The 15,574-nt window shown below is 64.6% G+C and carries 9 protein-coding genes and 1 pseudogene; 6 read left to right on the top strand and 4 right to left on the bottom strand.

The window, feature by feature from the left end:
- Positions 1 to 71 precede the first annotated feature (71 nt).
- The 5 genes and pseudogenes from FOM02_RS02800 to FOM02_RS02780 all read left to right on the top strand — a co-directional run bounded on the left by FOM02_RS02800 (position 72) and on the right by FOM02_RS02780 (position 7,556).
- The gene (locus FOM02_RS02800; protein WP_027563234.1) at positions 72 to 2,336 is read left to right on the top strand and encodes a marine proteobacterial sortase target protein; all 2,265 of its coding nucleotides are present in this window, start codon (positions 72 to 74) and stop codon (positions 2,334 to 2,336) included.
- 199 nt (positions 2,337 to 2,535) lie between these two features.
- Positions 2,536 to 3,105: a class GN sortase gene (locus FOM02_RS02795; RefSeq protein ID WP_027563235.1), complete on the top strand. Its 570-nt coding sequence runs from the start codon at positions 2,536 to 2,538 to the stop codon at positions 3,103 to 3,105.
- A 130-nt stretch (positions 3,106 to 3,235) separates the two neighbouring features.
- Positions 3,236 to 4,228, top strand: coding sequence for a glycosyltransferase family 2 protein (locus FOM02_RS02790; protein ID WP_027563236.1), 993 nt, complete (start codon positions 3,236 to 3,238; stop codon positions 4,226 to 4,228).
- A 167-nt stretch (positions 4,229 to 4,395) separates the two neighbouring features.
- Positions 4,396 to 6,615: an acetate--CoA ligase family protein gene (locus tag FOM02_RS02785; protein ID WP_027563237.1), complete on the top strand. Its 2,220-nt coding sequence runs from the start codon at positions 4,396 to 4,398 to the stop codon at positions 6,613 to 6,615.
- 120 nt (positions 6,616 to 6,735) lie between these two features.
- Positions 6,736 to 7,556, top strand: a pseudogene (locus FOM02_RS02780) (MlaD family protein).
- 298 nt (positions 7,557 to 7,854) lie between these two features.
- Here the strand turns inward: FOM02_RS02780 and FOM02_RS02775 are convergent.
- The 3 genes from FOM02_RS02775 to FOM02_RS02765 form a co-directional block, all read right to left on the bottom strand.
- Positions 7,855 to 10,974 (bottom strand): autotransporter outer membrane beta-barrel domain-containing protein, encoded by a 3,120-nt coding sequence (locus FOM02_RS02775; protein ID WP_027563239.1) that lies wholly within the window; start codon positions 10,972 to 10,974, stop codon positions 7,855 to 7,857.
- Positions 10,975 to 11,225: 251 nt separating this feature from the next.
- The gene (locus FOM02_RS02770) at positions 11,226 to 12,728 is read right to left on the bottom strand and encodes a flavin-containing monooxygenase (protein ID WP_027563240.1); all 1,503 of its coding nucleotides are present in this window, start codon (positions 12,726 to 12,728) and stop codon (positions 11,226 to 11,228) included.
- A gap of 120 nt (positions 12,729 to 12,848) precedes the next feature.
- Positions 12,849 to 13,604, bottom strand: coding sequence for a S1 family peptidase (locus FOM02_RS02765; protein ID WP_027563241.1), 756 nt, complete (start codon positions 13,602 to 13,604; stop codon positions 12,849 to 12,851).
- A 108-nt stretch (positions 13,605 to 13,712) separates the two neighbouring features.
- On the opposite strand from FOM02_RS02765, the gene FOM02_RS02760 reads away from it, so the two are divergent.
- Positions 13,713 to 14,348, top strand: a complete 636-nt coding sequence (locus FOM02_RS02760; protein ID WP_027563242.1) for an HAD-IA family hydrolase — start codon at positions 13,713 to 13,715, stop codon at positions 14,346 to 14,348.
- Between the two features lie 95 nt (positions 14,349 to 14,443).
- Here FOM02_RS02760 and mtnA read toward each other — a convergent pair whose 3' ends face one another.
- Positions 14,444 to 15,550, bottom strand: a complete 1,107-nt coding sequence (gene mtnA, locus FOM02_RS02755) for an S-methyl-5-thioribose-1-phosphate isomerase (protein WP_027563243.1) — start codon at positions 15,548 to 15,550, stop codon at positions 14,444 to 14,446.
- Positions 15,551 to 15,574 lie beyond the last annotated feature (24 nt).

The following is a 15,574-nucleotide window of genomic DNA, read 5'->3' as shown; positions in this document are numbered from 1 at the left end:
CATTCTGCTCGCGACATCAGGCCCTCCCGGCAGATGCTTTGGGCCAGCGAACATGCTTCGGGGCAGGCCAAATGGACACCTACGACACAGCCGACAGCGACGAGCACCCCATGCTGGGCCGGCTGATCAAGCTCGGATTGTTTCTCCTCGTGCAGGGCATCGCGGTGATGCTGGTCGCCTTCGTGGCTCTGCTGGTGAGCTTTGAGCCCGGATGGTCGGCGACGACGGAGCAGGCCAGCCTGCTCCAGCCTGGCGACGCCAAATCCGGAACGCTCCTGCTGAAGGAGGATGGCGCCACTACCGAAGCGATCCGCCTCGGCACCGATGTCGACATCACGGTGTCAGGTCCAACGCTGCGCGCCCGCATCACCCAAATCTTCCGCAATCCGACCAAGGACTGGGTCGAGGCGACCTATGTTTATCCGCTCGCAACCGGCGGCGCCGTCGACACGCTGAAGATGGTGGTCGGCGACCGCGTCATCGTCGGCGACATCAAGGAACGGCAGCAGGCGCGCGTGATCTACGAGCAGGCGCGCCGCGCCGGCCAGAAGGCCGCGCTCACCGAGCAGGAACGGCCGAACATCTTCACCAACTCGGTCGCCAATATCGGTCCCGGCGAAACCGTGCTGGTGCAGATCGAATATCAGGAGCCGGTGCACCAGTCCGGCAACGAATATTCGCTGCGCCTGCCGCTGGTGGTCGCGCCGCGCTACAATCCGGCGCCGATCGTGCAGAGCGTCGACTTTCGCAAGGACGGCTCGGGCTGGGGCGCGACCAGTTCGGACCCGGTGCCGGACCGCGAGCGGATTACGCCGCCGGTGCTGAATCCTGCGACCAATGCGCCGGTCAACCCGACCAGCATCACGGTGCGCCTCAAGGCCGGCTTTGCGCTCGGCGAAGTCAAAAGCCACCACCACAACGTCAAGGTCGACAGCCCCGACAACACGACGCGTGTCGTCACGCTCGCTGATGGCGCTGTGCCCGCCGACCGCGATTTCGAACTGAGCTGGACGCCCGCCGCGGAGAAGGCGCCGTCGGTCGGCCTGTTCCGCGAGCATGTTGGCGATGCCGATTATCTGCTCGCCTTCGTCACCCCGCCCGGCGCCGAGCAGGCAACGCAGAAACCGTGGCCGCGCGAAGTGGTGTTCGTGATCGACAATTCCGGTTCGATGGGCGGCACCTCGATCGTCCAGGCCAAGGCGAGCCTGCTTTATGCGCTCGGCCGCCTCCAGCCCAATGACCGCTTCAACGTGATCCGCTTCGACGACACCATGGACGTGCTGTTCTCAACCTCCGTGCCGGCCGACCCCGCGCATCTCGGCGAAGCACTCGCTTTCGTGAATGGATTGCAGGCGCGCGGCGGCACCGAGATGGTGTCGGCGATGCGCGCCGCGCTGACCGACAAGCTCAGTGACACCAACATGGTTCGCCAGGTCGTCTTCCTGACTGACGGTGCGATCGGCAACGAGCAGCAATTGTTCGAGACCATCACGGCGATGCGCGGCCGCTCGCGCGTGTTCATGGTCGGCATCGGGTCCGCGCCCAACACCTATCTGATGACGCGCGCCGCCGAGCTCGGCCGCGGCGCCTTCACCCATATCGGCTCGGTGGAGCAGGTTGAGGAGCGCATGCGCGGCCTGTTCGCCAAGCTGGAGAATCCGGCCGTGACCGGCCTCAGCGCAAAGTTCTCCGAAGCCAAGGCCGACGTCACGCCGGCGATCATTCCCGATGTCTATCGCGACGAGCCGCTGGTGCTGGCGGCAAGGCTCGACAAGCTCGCGGGCTCGCTCGAGATCAAGGGGCGTGTCGGCGACCGTCCGTGGTCGGTGACGCTGCCGCTGCAAAATGCCGCCGAAGGCAAGGGCCTGTCGAAACTCTGGGCGAAGCGCAAGATCGACGATGCCGAAGTCGCGCGCACCCTGCGCGAGATGACGCCCGAAGATTCCGACAAGGCGATCCTGGCGCTGGCGCTGGACCACCAGATCGTCACGCGCCTGACCAGCCTCGTCGCCGTCGACAAGACGCCGAGCCGTCCCGAGGGCGAACCGCTCAAGCTCAGCGAGCTGCCGATCAACCTGCCTGCCGGCTGGGATTTCGAGAAGGTCTTTGGCGAGCGGCCGAATCTGACGCCGACGCAACTGCGCGAGCGCCATGCCGATGCGCGCAACCAGCCTTCGGCAAGGCGGCCGACCCCCGCCGCGCCCGATGCGATCCGCCTGCCCAAGACTGCAACTTCGGCCGAGCTGAAGATGATCGCAGGCTTCATCCTGATCATGCTCGCCCTGATCCTATTCGTGTTCAACCGGCGTCGGCCCTTGCTCACCGACGCTGCTTGAGAGAGGAGCCCCCCGAACTCCTCTGTTAGCGCGCGCGGTCGCCCGTCCCGTAACCAACGGCCGCGCGCGCCTTTTTTTTGGGAATGTCATTCCGGGGCGGCGCAGAGCCGAACCCGGAATCTCGAGATTCTCAGGTGCGCAATTGCGCACCATAGTTCGACGCTTCGCATCGCCCCGGAATGACGAACAAGAGATTCGAATGCCCCGCCTCATCTCTCCCCTGGCCCTCGCCATCATCGGCGCCATCCTATGCGGCGACGGCGCCTACATCCATGCCAAAGCCTGGCTCGCGCAGGTGCTGCTGGAGCGCGCGTTCGACAGGAGCGTTGCGACCGGCGAGGTGGTCAAGCCATGGTCATGGGCCGACACCTGGCCGGTCGCGCGGATCGAGGTGAAGCGGCTCGGCGCCAGCGCGATCGTGCTGGACGGTGTGAGCGGCCAGGCGCTCGCGTTCGGACCCGGTCATGTCCGCCAAACGGCTGATGCGGGCGAACGCGGTATTGCCGTATATGCCGCCCATCGCGACACACATTTCCGCTTCTTGCGGAATGTTACCATCGGAGACGTCATCGATGTCACGCGCAGGGACGGCAAGCATTTTCGCTATCGCGCGGATTCCTCCGCCGTGGTTCGCTTCGATGAGTCTGGCATCGATCCCGCGGCGCAGGATTTCGAGCTGGTGCTCGCGACCTGCTGGCCGTTCGACGCCGTCACCTCCGGTCCCGAGCGCTACGTGTTGCACGCCACCTTGATCGGACCTGATGAATAGCGGTTCGCAGTCGGGGCCTCTCGCAGTGATTCATCGCACCTGTTGGAGCCGCTGAACTGGCGTCATCGCCGGGAGACCTATAAGAATGGCCGATTGATCTTTTGACGCTGCAATTTCAGGACAAGCGGTAATGGACGACCACCTCAGGCAGCGTTTCGAACAGCGATTCGAGCAACTCGAAAACCGCGTCGCGCTGCTGGAGAGGAACCAAGATCTCATCGCCGCCGGCCAAAGACGATCCTCGCTGCGGAGCGTGTGGCGGCGTCCGCCGATGTGGACCTTCGAGCAATATCCGCCGCGCCTGCTCAACCTCAAGGCTTTCCCGCCGGCGCCCGCAATCCGCGGCAATGCACCCCGGATCGCAATGGTCACGCCGAGCTACAACCATGCGCAGTATCTCGGTGCCACGATCGACAGCATCGTGAGCCAGAACTATCCAAACCTGTATTATCACGTGCAGGACGGTGCTTCGATCGACGGCACGCTCGATCTCCTGAAAAGCCGCGGCGCGAGCATCAGCTGGAAGAGCGAGCCGGACGAGGGACAATCGAACGCCATCAATCTCGGCTTCGCCGGCGTTGACAGCGAGATCATGGCTTACCTGAACAGCGACGACATGCTGCTGCCGGGGACGCTTGCCTATGTCGCCAACTACTTCATGTCGCATCCGCATGTCGATATCGTCTACGGCCATCGCGTCTTCGTCGATCGCGAGGGGCTCGAGGTCGGACGTGCCGTACTGCCGCCGCATGACGGCAGGGCGCTGCGATATGCCGACTACATTCCGCAGGAGACAATGTTCTGGCGCAGGCGCGTGTGGGACAGGATCGGGCCGATCGACGAGAGTTTCCACTACGCGATGGACTGGGACTTCATCCTGAGGGCGCAGGCCGCGGGATTCAAGTTCGTGCGCCTGCCGCGATTCATCGCCTGCTTCCGGATCCACGACGCACAGAAGACGGCGTCGACCTACGCGGTCGGCGTCAGGGAGATGGGCATCTTGCGGCGCCGGGTGCTCGGCTTCGATCCGACGCAGATGCAGATCCGGCGCGCCATCGCTCCCTATCTCGCCAAGCAACTCGCCTGTCACTACGCCTACAAGCTGAACCTGCTGCGCTACTGAGCAGGCGAAGATCAGCGACGGCCCTTCGCACTTTCGCCAAAACTCTGGTGATGCTAGCCTCGATGTGACGTCTCACCATTCCGCCACGCGGGATGAAGATGTCACGATCAGTCCCGCCAGACCTCGGCGCCCGAGCGCGCGCTGCAACAAGAACAAGAGGTGAGCGCATGGAAGCCCAGGTGCCTGCTGCGTCGACGTCTCCCCGCCCATGGTCTCCGCCACCCGATGCAAGCGATGTCGCCAAAGGCATCCACGCCATGCTGCACCCGCACAACATCGTGCTGGTGGGCGCCACCGACAAGCCCGGCAACTATGCCGAGCGCATTTGGAACAATCTGGTCAAGTACGGCTACGAGGGCGGGCTCTATCCGGTCAACGCCAAGCGCGAGACCATTTGGGGCGTCCCCTGCTACAAGGACTTTGCGAGCCTCCCGGAAAAGCCCGATCACGTGCTGGTGCTGGTGCCGGCGCGCTTTGCCGTGCAGGTGATCCGCGATGCGGCTGCGGCCGGCGCGCGCTCGGCCACCATCGTCACCTCGGGCTTCAGTGAGTTGCAGGATGCGGAGAGCCAAAAGCTCGCCGCCGAATTGCAGGCGGCGGTGCGCGAGACCGGCCTTGCCGTCACCGGCCCGAACTGCCTCGGCAACTTAAGCGCCGGCGAAAAGCTGTTCACCAATATCGACGACCGCATTGTCACCATGGAGCAGGGCGCGGTGGCGATCGCCGGGCAATCCGGCGCCATCGTCATGGCGATCCGGCAGGCGCTGGAAGATCGCGGCGTCGGTGTCGGCTACATGGTGACGACAGGCAACGAGGCCGGGCTCGAGACGCCCGATCTGATGCGCTATTTCGCCGAGGATCCCAGCATCAGGGTGATCGTCGTCTACCTCGAAGGCGTGCGCAACACCAAGGCGTTCCGCGATGCCTGCAAGGCGGCGCGCGCCGCGAGCAAGCCGGTGATTGCGCTCAAGCTCGGCGCATCCGAGGGCGGCCGCGCGGCGGCAATGGCCCATACCGGCGCGCTCGCCGGCTCGATCGAGACCTTCGACGCCATTGCGACGCGCGAGGGCGTGATCCGGGTCGGCGGGCTCGACGAGCTGATCGAGACCACCGAATGCTTCGTCCACTCGGCCGTGCCCAAGGGCGATCGGCTCGCCGCAGTCACGCTGTCGGGCGGCAAGCGCGGCATGCTGCTTGATGCCTTCTATGCCGAGGGCCTGAACTTTGCGCCGCTGAGCCCGCACGTCGGTTCCGAACTGGCAAAGATGCTCGGGCCGGGCTCGATCGTCGGTAATCCGCTCGACGCCGGCTTTGCTGCGGTGGTCGATCCCTCCGTCTACATGAAGTCGATCAAGCTGATGATCGACGATCCCGACATCGACATCGTCATCATCGATGCCGAGCTGCCGAAGGCGCCGCACGAATTGCGCGAGCGCAATTTGCGTATCGTCAACGAGATGGCGAGCCGGGCTTCAAAGCCCGTGATCTATATCAGCGCGATGTCGATCGGCTTCACCGAGTTCACCAAAAGCTTGCGCAAATCGCTGCCGCATCTCGCGGTGATGCAGGGCATGGACCGCGCGGTGACCGCGATCAAGTCGCTGCTCGCCTATGCCAGCTTACGGAAAGAAGTGCCCGACATCGTCTCGAGCTCCAAGCCTGCCGCACGCGCGATGCTGGAGAAGGCATTGAAAGCGGCGAACGGCGCCGCGCTCGACGAGGTCGCCTCGAAGAAGCTGCTGAAGGCCTACGGCATCCCGATCTCCAAGGAAGCCATCGCGCAGACCGCGGCGGAGGCTGCGAAGATCGCCAAGCAAATCGGTTTCCCGGTCGTCGCAAAGGTCGTCAGCGCCGAGATCCTGCACAAATCCGACATTGGCGGCGTGGTGCTGAACCTCAACAGCGCGGCCGAGGTGAAGAAGGCCTTTGCCGACATCACCGCGCGGGTGGCGAAGCTGAAGGGCAAGCCGAAGCTCGATGGCATTTTGATCGCGCAGCAGGTCAAGGCTGACCTGGAGCTCGTCGTCGGCGCCTCGCTCGATGCCGAGATGGGACCTGTGGTGCTGTTCGGCACCGGCGGCATCGATATCGAGCTGATGAAGGATGTCGCGCTTGCCGGCGCACCGCTGGACGAGGCCGAGGCGCGGCTCCTGATCGGCCGCACCAAGGCCGGCATCAAGATGCGCGGCTATCGCGGCAAGCCGGCCCTGCACGAGACCTCCGCGGTGAAGGCGCTGGTCGGCCTGTCCAATTTGATCGCGGATGCCGGCGACCGGATCGCCTCGATCGACATCAACCCGTTCCTGATCAATGCGAAGACGGGTGTGGCCGTCGATGCCCTGATCGTGCTGAACAATGCCGCGGCAAAACGAGCGGCCGGGCATTGAGGTCTCGACGACGGGTTACGCTTGCGCCTTCGCTCTGCGAGCTTCGGCGGGCGTTAACCCGTCCTGCGTATCATTGCGGGCGCCTTCCAACTTCCCCGCTTTGGCCGTAAAATCTCCCGCATGGCACGCGCGAGCAATCTCGTCATCGGAACCGCGACGCTGGCGGTGATCGCCGTGGCGTTCGGCGGCCTGCTCGGCGTGCAAAAGTGGCGCACGATCCAGAGCCGGAGCCAATTGCGCGTCGTGTTCGAGGGCGGCTCCGCCAGCGGGCTGCGCCGCGGCGGGCCGGTGAATTTCGACGGCGTGCCTGCGGGCCAGATCCTGTCGATCAAGCTGGACAGTCCGCGCCGGATCGTGGCGCTGGTGATGCTCGACAACGCCGCGCCGATCCGCAAGGACACCGTCGCCGGCATCGAGTTCCAGGGCCTCACCGGCGTTGCCGCGATCTCGCTGGTCGGAGGCGCGCCCTCGGCCCCACCCGTGCCGCTGGACTCGGACGGCATCCCCGTGCTGACCGCCGATCTCAGCGATGCCGAATCCATCGTTGAGACCCTGCACAGTGTCGACCGCACCATGTGAGCAACGCCCCCGCGATCAAGGAGGGCCTGCGCACGTTCGAGACCAATACCGCCGATCTCCGCAGCAAGGGTGGTGAGATCGATTCCGTGATGGCCAAGGTCGACAGCGCCTTTGCGGGCTTCGACAAGGCCGTCACCAAGATCGAGGGCGTCGTGCCCGGCTTCGTCGACGGCAAGGCCGACGAGCTGTTCGAGAAGGTGCAGGGGCTGCGTGAGCTCGCCGACACCATGCGGAAGAAGTCGGCGAGCTACATCGAGGACATCCGCCGCTCGCTGCTCGACGTCAGCGAAACCGCCAACAAGATGGCCGGCACCCCCGTCGCACCGCGGCCGCCGCGCCGGCCCGAGCAGCAGAAGCGGTGATTCCTCTTATCCTCCCCTGGAGGGGCAGGGCAATCGCATATGGCTTGCACGATGCGGCGGCATCGGCACTGGGCTCCCTCTCCCGCTTGCGGGAGAGGGTTGGGGAGAGGGTGTCTCCTCAACGGGATAATCCCCAAGAGGAAAGAGCCCTCACCCGCCGCGCTCTGCGAGCGCGTCGGCCTCTCCCGCAAGCGGGAGAGGCGGAGCAAGCCCGCAGACAATTCTCGTGGAATTCACATGCGATTGCCCTACCCCTCCAGGGGAGGATGGCAATCCCGCCGTGGCCTATCGACCTCGCCTACCACGCGTACCGCACGAGGCCCTTGCCGGCATAGGAGCGGGTGACGTTGGAGAACTCGCCCTCGAAGGTCGCCGACGCGGACCAGCCGTTCATCCAGTTCATCTGCACTGCCGCCGTCGTCAGCGCGGAATCGCGCGCCTGCGCGGCGCCGTTCACGACGAAGGCGGAGCCCGGCAGCGTCTGGAACACCGCGCCGACGGTGCGATCCGGATTGTAGTCATGCGCCCAGGCGAGCCGGCCACGCAAGGTCATCAGCCCGCCGGCCGCGGCGAACGACTGGTCGGCGCGCAGGCCGAGCTCGGTGCGGGTGCTGGTCACATCCTTGGCGCCATAATTGAGCGCGAAGGTGTTGTTGCCGACCACGGCGAATTCCGAATAGTTCGGAAGGCTGAACATGGTGGCCTGCAGCGCCGCGTAGGGCGTGAGGCCGACCCACTGCATGGCGTAGCGATAGCCGCCCTCGATGCGGCCCGAGAGGGCGTTGGCATTGAACTGCGCGCGCAGCTGATCGACGCCGGCAATTGTGACGATGCGGTTGGTGGTGACGTCCTGCCAGCCATAGGCCAGCGCGGCCGTGATATAGGCCGGTCCCGCCGTGTGACGCACGAAGGCGCCAGCCTGGAACAGGTCGGAGCGGCCCCAGCCGAGCCCGTTGACGCCAAAGCCCGTGCCGCCGCCAGCAAGCGCAAAGCCGGCGATGGTCGAGGGCGAGAAGCGATAATCAAGACCGACCGCGGTGCCATAGATGCTGCTGGTGGTGTTGTTCGAGCCGAGCGCGGTATGGCCGTCGGTCGTCTGCGAGCCGCCGAAGCCGGCCGCCCAGACGTCCCAGCGCTGCGCGAAGGTCGCAGCCGGCGCCTTGCGGTAGATCGAGGCGAACGCGTCGCGCGCGTCCCTGCCACGCGCGGCGTAGGCGCTCGCGTTCGTTTCCTCGGCCAGCGGCGTCGCACCGGGCGCACCGCTGCGTCCCGAGCCGAACACATCGGTCAAGAGGCTCATGAACTGGTTCATCGCGTTGAACGTGGTCTGCTGCGATCCCGTGGCCGATTCACCGGAGGCCTGGGTGAGCCCGGCCGGCGAGAGATTGGCGAGCGCGACCGGGAGGCTGCCGGTGGTGTTGAAGATGCGCGTCAGGGCGTTGGCGACATTCTGCTGGTTGATATTGAGGCCGGAGCCGTAGCTCAGCGACAGATCGAGGAAGACGTTGTTCGGATCATAGCTCAGCACCGCCTTCAGGTTCGACGAGAGCCCGGCAACGACCGGATTGAACGCATCGGGGAGCGTCGTCGCAGTCAGGATCGTGTAGTGCTTTGCGATCGAGCCGGTTGGGACGACCACGACCGTTGCACCGCCAAGCGTCGCCGTTCCCGTCACCGCCGCAAGGCCGTTGCTGGCGCCCGAGACCTGTACCAGGTAGCTCGACGCCGACGTGAATGTGAGGTCGCCGGACACGGTGAGCGTGCCGGTCGGATTGCCCGGTGCCAGTGCACCGCCATTGACGGTGGTCGTGCCGACCGTGCCGACGCCGCCGAAGGTACCACCGCTCGCGACGGTCACGGTGCCGTTGATGGTACCGGCGAGCAGAAGCGTACCTCCGAGCACGTTCCAGTCCTGATTGCCGGTGCCGGTCACGGTCCAGGTCGAGCTGTCGACCTTGTTGAAGGTCGCAAAGCCGTCGTACTGGAGGAGGCTGCCGATCAGGCTGAGGTCGAACGTGTCCTTCCCGGTGCCGCCGAGCTGCAACGTGTCAGTGCCGGCGCCAAGCACCTGACCGTTGATGACGCTGCCCGGGCCGAGCGTCAGCGTGTTCGGGCCGCAGCTGCAGAACTCGATCGCCGCCAGACCGGTCGCGGCGTTGATGGTGCCCGAGTTGAACACGCTTCCGCCGCCGCTCAGGCTGATGCCGATACCGCCGGCCCCGACGGTGATGGTGCCGGTATTGACGACCTGGTTGGTCGTGCTGAACGAGCTCACGCTGATGCCGACGCCGGTGGCGCCGACGGTGATCGTACCGCCGTTGGTGACGACATTGGAGTCACCGGCCACGAAAATGGCTTGGGCGAAATCGCCGCCCGTAATTCGTCCGTTGTTGGTGATCGTGGCCGACGAACCGGAATAGGCGATGCCCGCACCGCCCACGCCGACATTGATCGTGCCGCTCTGGCTGATGATGGCCCGATCACCCGACACAGAAATGCCGGCCGATGCGGTATCCCCCGCCGTAATCGTACCGCCGTTGGTTATCTTGACATCATCGCCGAGCGCGGCGATGCCAACACCAATATCGCCGGCCGTGATTGAGCCAAAATTGCTGACGGTCTGGACGTTGCCTTGCAGAAAGATGCCGGCGGCGAACTGCCCGACCGTGATCGTGCCGGTGGCGGTGTTGACGACCGTATTGTTGTTGCTGATCGCCATGATGCCGCCGGAGAATCCGGCGGAAGCGCCGACCGTGATCGTGCCGGCATTGGTGATGGTCGCGCCGCCAAACCCAAAAATGCCGCTTGCACCGTCGCCGCCCGTGATCGTGCCCGTCGCGGCGTTGGTGATCGTGTTGTTCTGGCCCGAGAAGATGCCCACCCCCGACGCACCGACAGACAGCGCACCGCTGTTGGTGACGGTGTTGCTGTCGCCGACCGAGATCGCGGCACCGTTGTCACCTGTCGTGATCGTTCCGGCATTGGCGACGACGTTGTGATCGATCACCTGGATGCCGAGGCCGTTGTCCAGCACCGTGATGCTGCCGTTGTTGGTCACGGTGTTCGAATTTCCGGCGCCAATGCCGATCAGGCCCGAGCCAGCCGATAGAGTGCCGTTGTTGACGACCGTGCTGGTATTGTTGACGCCGATCGAGACCGTCCCGTTATCGTTCACGGTCGCGCCGGAGAGCACGTTGACATTGAGACTGTCGACCCCGGCCCCGGCCTGGAAGCCGTCCGCGTCCGTGCCGCTACATGTAACGGTCTGACCGCTGGTGGCCGGATCGGGCGCGCAGAGCGCGTTTGCCGGCGTCGTGCAAAGGCTGAGGCCGACGAAGACCGCCGATACGCTTACAAGCGACGCAGCGACGGATCGGCGCAGTCGATCCTGCCGCCTCCAAAGCCCCTCGCCTTGCACGCCACACCCCCCGTTCCCAGCAATTCCGCCGGGAACTTAGGTCATGACGAGGCTCCGTAACACTACGGCAGCGCCAAAATGCGTCCGTTCGCCCCACAACCGGAGCAGAATCCGGCCGCCATGTTGCAACTGCGCCACGCTTTTGCCGCGCAGAATGATCAATCCGCGCATCTGCAGCCTGTGCCGCCCCGTTGCAGCGTTGACCGCCGTTCACATGAACCTTGACCGTCCGTGGCTTTCTCTAGCGCACCTCACCCGTAAACGAACGCCTTGTCGTCCAGATCCGTCTTCGGGATCTCGTCCTTCTCGGTCCAGTAATCCTGGCTGTGCTGCCATTCCGGCTTGTCGCCGCGCTTCGGCAGCAGGTTCATGTTGCGCATGATGTAGCCGGGGTTGAAGTTTTCCGGATCGATCCAGGGCAGGATCGGCATGTTGTGGTCTTCGGGGCGCAGCCTGACCTCGACCTTCTTCGTACCCTTCGCCTTCATGTGGCCGAGCAGCCGGCAGACGAAATCGGCGACGAGGTCGACGCGCAGCGTCCAGCTCGCGCGGAAATAGCCGAACACCCAGGCCATGTTCGGCACGCCCGTGAACATCATGCCGCGATAGGTGACGGTGTCGCCGAAGGCGAGCGGCTTGCCGTCGACCTCGAAGGCGATGTCGCCGAGTGCCGAGAGATTGAAGCCGGTCGCCGTGACGATGATATCGGCCTCCAGCAGCTTGCCCGATTTGAGCTGAATGCCGTTCTCTACGAAGCATTCGATCTCGTCGGTGACGACGGAAGCCTTGCCGCTGGCAATGCCCTTGAACAGATCGGCATCCGGCACGAAAGCGATGCGCTGGCGCCATGGCCGATAGCTCGGCGTGAAATGCGTCTCGACATCGTAGTCGGGGCCGAGCACCGCGCTGATCTGGCCGATCAGGTCCTTCTTCACCTGCTCGGGCTTGGAGATGCAGAGCTTCGTGAACGCGTCCTGCTCGAACAGGATCTTGCGGCGGACGATCTCGTGAATCCAGGTCTCGTCGACCTGAAGCCGTCGCAGCTCCTCGGCGATCTCGATGGCGTTGCGGCCGAGCCGGAAATAGGTCGGCGAACGCTGCAGCATGGTGACATGCGCGCATGCGTCGGCGATGTTCGGCACCAGCGTCGCCGCGGTCGCACCGGAGCCGATCACGACCACCTTCTTGTTCGCGAGATCGATATCGTCAGGCCAGGTCTGCGGATGGACGATGCGGCCCTTGAAGCGGTCCATGCCCTTCCATTCCGGTGTGTAGCCTTCGGAATGGCGATAATAACCTTGGCACATCCAGAGAAAATTCGCGGTGAAGGTCTTTGCCTCGCCCGTATCGGTCGTCGTCGCCTCGATGGTCCAGAGATTCTGTTCGCTCGACCAGCTCGCGGAGTTGATCTTGTGCTTGTAGCGGATATGCCGGGCGATATCGTTATCGTCGATCACCTCTTTCATGTAGGTGAGGATTTCTTCGGCGGTCGCGATCGGCGGGCCGACCCAGGGCTTGAAGCTGTAGCCGAAGGTGTGGAGGTCGCTGTCGGAGCGAATGCCGGGATAGCGATGCGTCGACCAGGTGCCGCCGAACGTCTCTTGCGTTTCCAGGATGACGTAGCTCGTGCCCGGCAGCTGCTTTTCGATGTGATAGGCGCTGCCGATGCCGGAGATGCCGGCACCGACGATCATCACGTCGAAATGTTCAGAAGCCTGTTTGGCCATGGCGTGACTGCGAACAGCGACATTCATTGTTGCTTCTATGCCTTGTCTTTTTCAGGCCGCCTTATTGGCGACGCGTTTCCTCCGCGACGGGCATGGTCGCCCATCGCGCTTCCGCATTAAAATGACATAGATCAATTCGCGGTCAAACTACAACGCTGCGCCCCAGCTCCGTGCGGTCTGCAAGATCCAGTCGCGATAGAGCGTGAGCGGAGTGGCGCCGGTCAAGCCGCCGCAGCCGGCGGCGCCATTCGGTCCTGTGGACCAGCTGATAAGACCGACAAGCACGGGACCACTCGGCTTGTCCTCGAACACGGGACCGCCGGAATCGCCGGTACAGGCGCCGATTCCGTCGCGAACACCGTTGGTTACGGGATCGACCAGGCGAATTTGAAGCGTGCCGGGCTGCCCTGTCGCAACGAGACCGGCAACGCGCGTGGTGCCGCCGCTCTTGCCGTCGCCGCGCACGGTGACGCCGATACCGGCGATGACGAAGCGGCCGCCGACCTGGATCGGAATATTCGGCGCGCCGACCACGACCGTCGATTTTCCCTTGAGTGGAATATCGAGCTGCAGCAGCGCTACGTCGGCAGTGGCGCGATGCGCCTGCATCGCCTGAATGTTGAAATTTGGGTGGATCGCGACGGAGCGCACATTCAGCAGTTGCGGCGCACCGTCGGTGCCGCGATCGACGATCTTGTAGTCCGCGCCGGGCTGCACGCAATGCGCAACCGTCAGCACGATTTTCGGCGCGATCAGGCTGCCGGTACAGAAATTGCCGCGCGAGCCGACAATGGTGACGACCGCGCGTGCAACGCCATCGGCCTGCGGCGTGCCGCCGCCGACGATGGCGTGAGCGGGGGTGGCGAGCAGAGCGGCAATGATGAGGGCTGCGAGCTTCTTCATGGGAACACGTATTGGAGCGGAGTCGATGCGGGCGCGGATTGCTTCGGACTGGTCCTTGCCGATAACGCATGCTAGCGCTCTTGGAAAGGAATTGACGAGGGCAGGACAGTGGCGATCGAGGCAGTGATCTTTGATTTTGGCGGCGTTTTGACCAGTTCGCCGTTCGAGGCATTCACACGGTTCGAGACGGAGCGCGGATTGCCCGCCGACATCATCCGCCGCACCAACGCTGCCAATCACCTGGAAAACGCCTGGGCCAAGTTCGAGCGGGCCGAGGTCGACATCGACACGTTCGATGCCTTGTTCGCGGAGGAGTCACGCGCACTCGGTGCCGAAGTGCGCGGCCGCGACGTGCTGCCGCTGCTCCAGGGCGACCTGCGCCCCGAGATGGTCGAGGCGCTCAAGCGCATCAAGGCGCAATTCAAGACCGGCTGCATCACCAACAATCTCCCCGCCAACGCCATCGGCAGCATGACCGGACGCTCGCTTTACATTGCCGAAGTGATGGTGCTGTTCGACCACGTCATCGAGTCCGCCAAGATCGGCCTGCGCAAGCCCGATCCGCGAATCTACGGGATGATGGTGGAGACGCTGAAGGTCGATCCGAAGAAGTGCATTTATCTCGACGATCTCGGCGTCAACCTGAAGCCGGCGCGGGAGATGGGCATGACCACGATCAAGGTCACGAGCGGCTCGCAAGCGATCGCGGAGCTCGAGGCGGCGACGGGGTTGAAGCTGAGCTAGCTCGCAAAGACCGTAGGGTGGGCAAAGCGGAAGCGTGCCCACCACAAGCAGATGGTGGGCACGGCGCTTTCGCGCCTTTGCCCACCCTACGAGACCTATTCCGCCGCAGCAGCAATCCGCTCGGGGAACGCAGCAGCCAGCGAAGCTCGATCCGCCTTCAGCACGCCGCGCTCAGTGATCAACCCCGTCACCAGCCGCGCGGGCGTCACGTCGAAGGCATAGTTCGCCACCGGTGATCCCTCCGGCACGATGCGAACCGTTTCCAGCCTTCCATCCGCGGTGCGGCCGGTCATGTCGGTGACTTCCGTGCCGCTGCGCTGCTCGATCGGGATGTCTCGGATGCCGTCATCGACGGCGAAATCGATGGTCGGCGACGGCAGCGCGACGTAGAACGGCACGCCGTTGTCGTGCGCGGCGAGCGCCTTCAAGTATGTGCCGATCTTGTTGCAGACGTCGCCATTGGCGGCGACGCGGTCGGTGCCGACGATGGCGAGATCGACCATGCCGTGCTGCATCAGGTGTCCCCCGGTGTTGTCGGGGATGACCGTGTGCGGCACGCCGTGATGGCCGAGCTCCCACGCCGTGAGCGAGGCGCCCTGGTTGCGCGGGCGGGTCTCGTCGACCCAGACATGGACCTTGATGCCGCGCTCATGCGCGAGATAGATCGGCGCCGTTGCCGTGCCCCAGTCGACGGTCGCGAGCCAGCCGGCATTGCAATGGGTCAGCACGTTGACCACTTCGCCCGGTTTCTTCGCCGCGATCGCCTCGATCAGCTTCAGGCCGTTGCCGGCGATGCCGCGGTTGATCTCGACGTCCTGCTCGACGATCTCGTCGGCGCGCGCATAGGCGGCTTCCGCCCGCTCGGCCGGATCGATTGGCGCGAGCGTCGCACGCATCTCGTCGAGCGCCCATTTCAGATTGATCGCGGTCGGCCGCGCCACGACCAGCGTCTCATAGGCGCGCTTCAGGCCGGCGTCGGAGGCGTTCTCGCGCATCGCGAGCGCCATGCCGTAGGCCGCGGTGGCGCCGATCAGCGGCGCACCGCGCACCAGCATGTCGCGGATGGCGACGGCCGCATCCTCGCACGAGGTCAGCTTCGCAACGACGAACTCATGCGGCAACCGGCGCTGATCGATCGCACCGACCGACCAGCCATCGCGCTCGCGCCAGATGCTGCGGAAATGCTTGCCGTCGACCTTCATGGCATTCTGCCTTTTCGTTCTTCT

The organism is Bradyrhizobium sp. SEMIA (genome assembly GCF_014844175.1).
GTDB lineage: Bacteria > Pseudomonadota > Alphaproteobacteria > Rhizobiales > Xanthobacteraceae > Bradyrhizobium > Bradyrhizobium arachidis.
The sequence above is the reverse complement of the archived record's forward strand: the minus strand, read 5'-3'. Positions and strand labels throughout refer to the sequence as shown.

Coding starts and splice junctions, on each gene's coding strand:
- FOM02_RS02800 (WP_027563234.1), top strand. CDS start 72: ATGGACACCTACGACACAGCCGACAGCGACGAGCACCCCATGCTGGGC.
- FOM02_RS02795 (WP_027563235.1), top strand. CDS start 2,536: ATGCCCCGCCTCATCTCTCCCCTGGCCCTCGCCATCATCGGCGCCATC.
- FOM02_RS02790 (WP_027563236.1), top strand. CDS start 3,236: ATGGACGACCACCTCAGGCAGCGTTTCGAACAGCGATTCGAGCAACTC.
- FOM02_RS02785 (WP_027563237.1), top strand. CDS start 4,396: ATGGAAGCCCAGGTGCCTGCTGCGTCGACGTCTCCCCGCCCATGGTCT.
- FOM02_RS02770 (WP_027563240.1), bottom strand. CDS start 12,728: ATGAATGTCGCTGTTCGCAGTCACGCCATGGCCAAACAGGCTTCTGAA.
- FOM02_RS02765 (WP_027563241.1), bottom strand. CDS start 13,604: ATGAAGAAGCTCGCAGCCCTCATCATTGCCGCTCTGCTCGCCACCCCC.
- mtnA (WP_027563243.1), bottom strand. CDS start 15,550: ATGAAGGTCGACGGCAAGCATTTCCGCAGCATCTGGCGCGAGCGCGAT.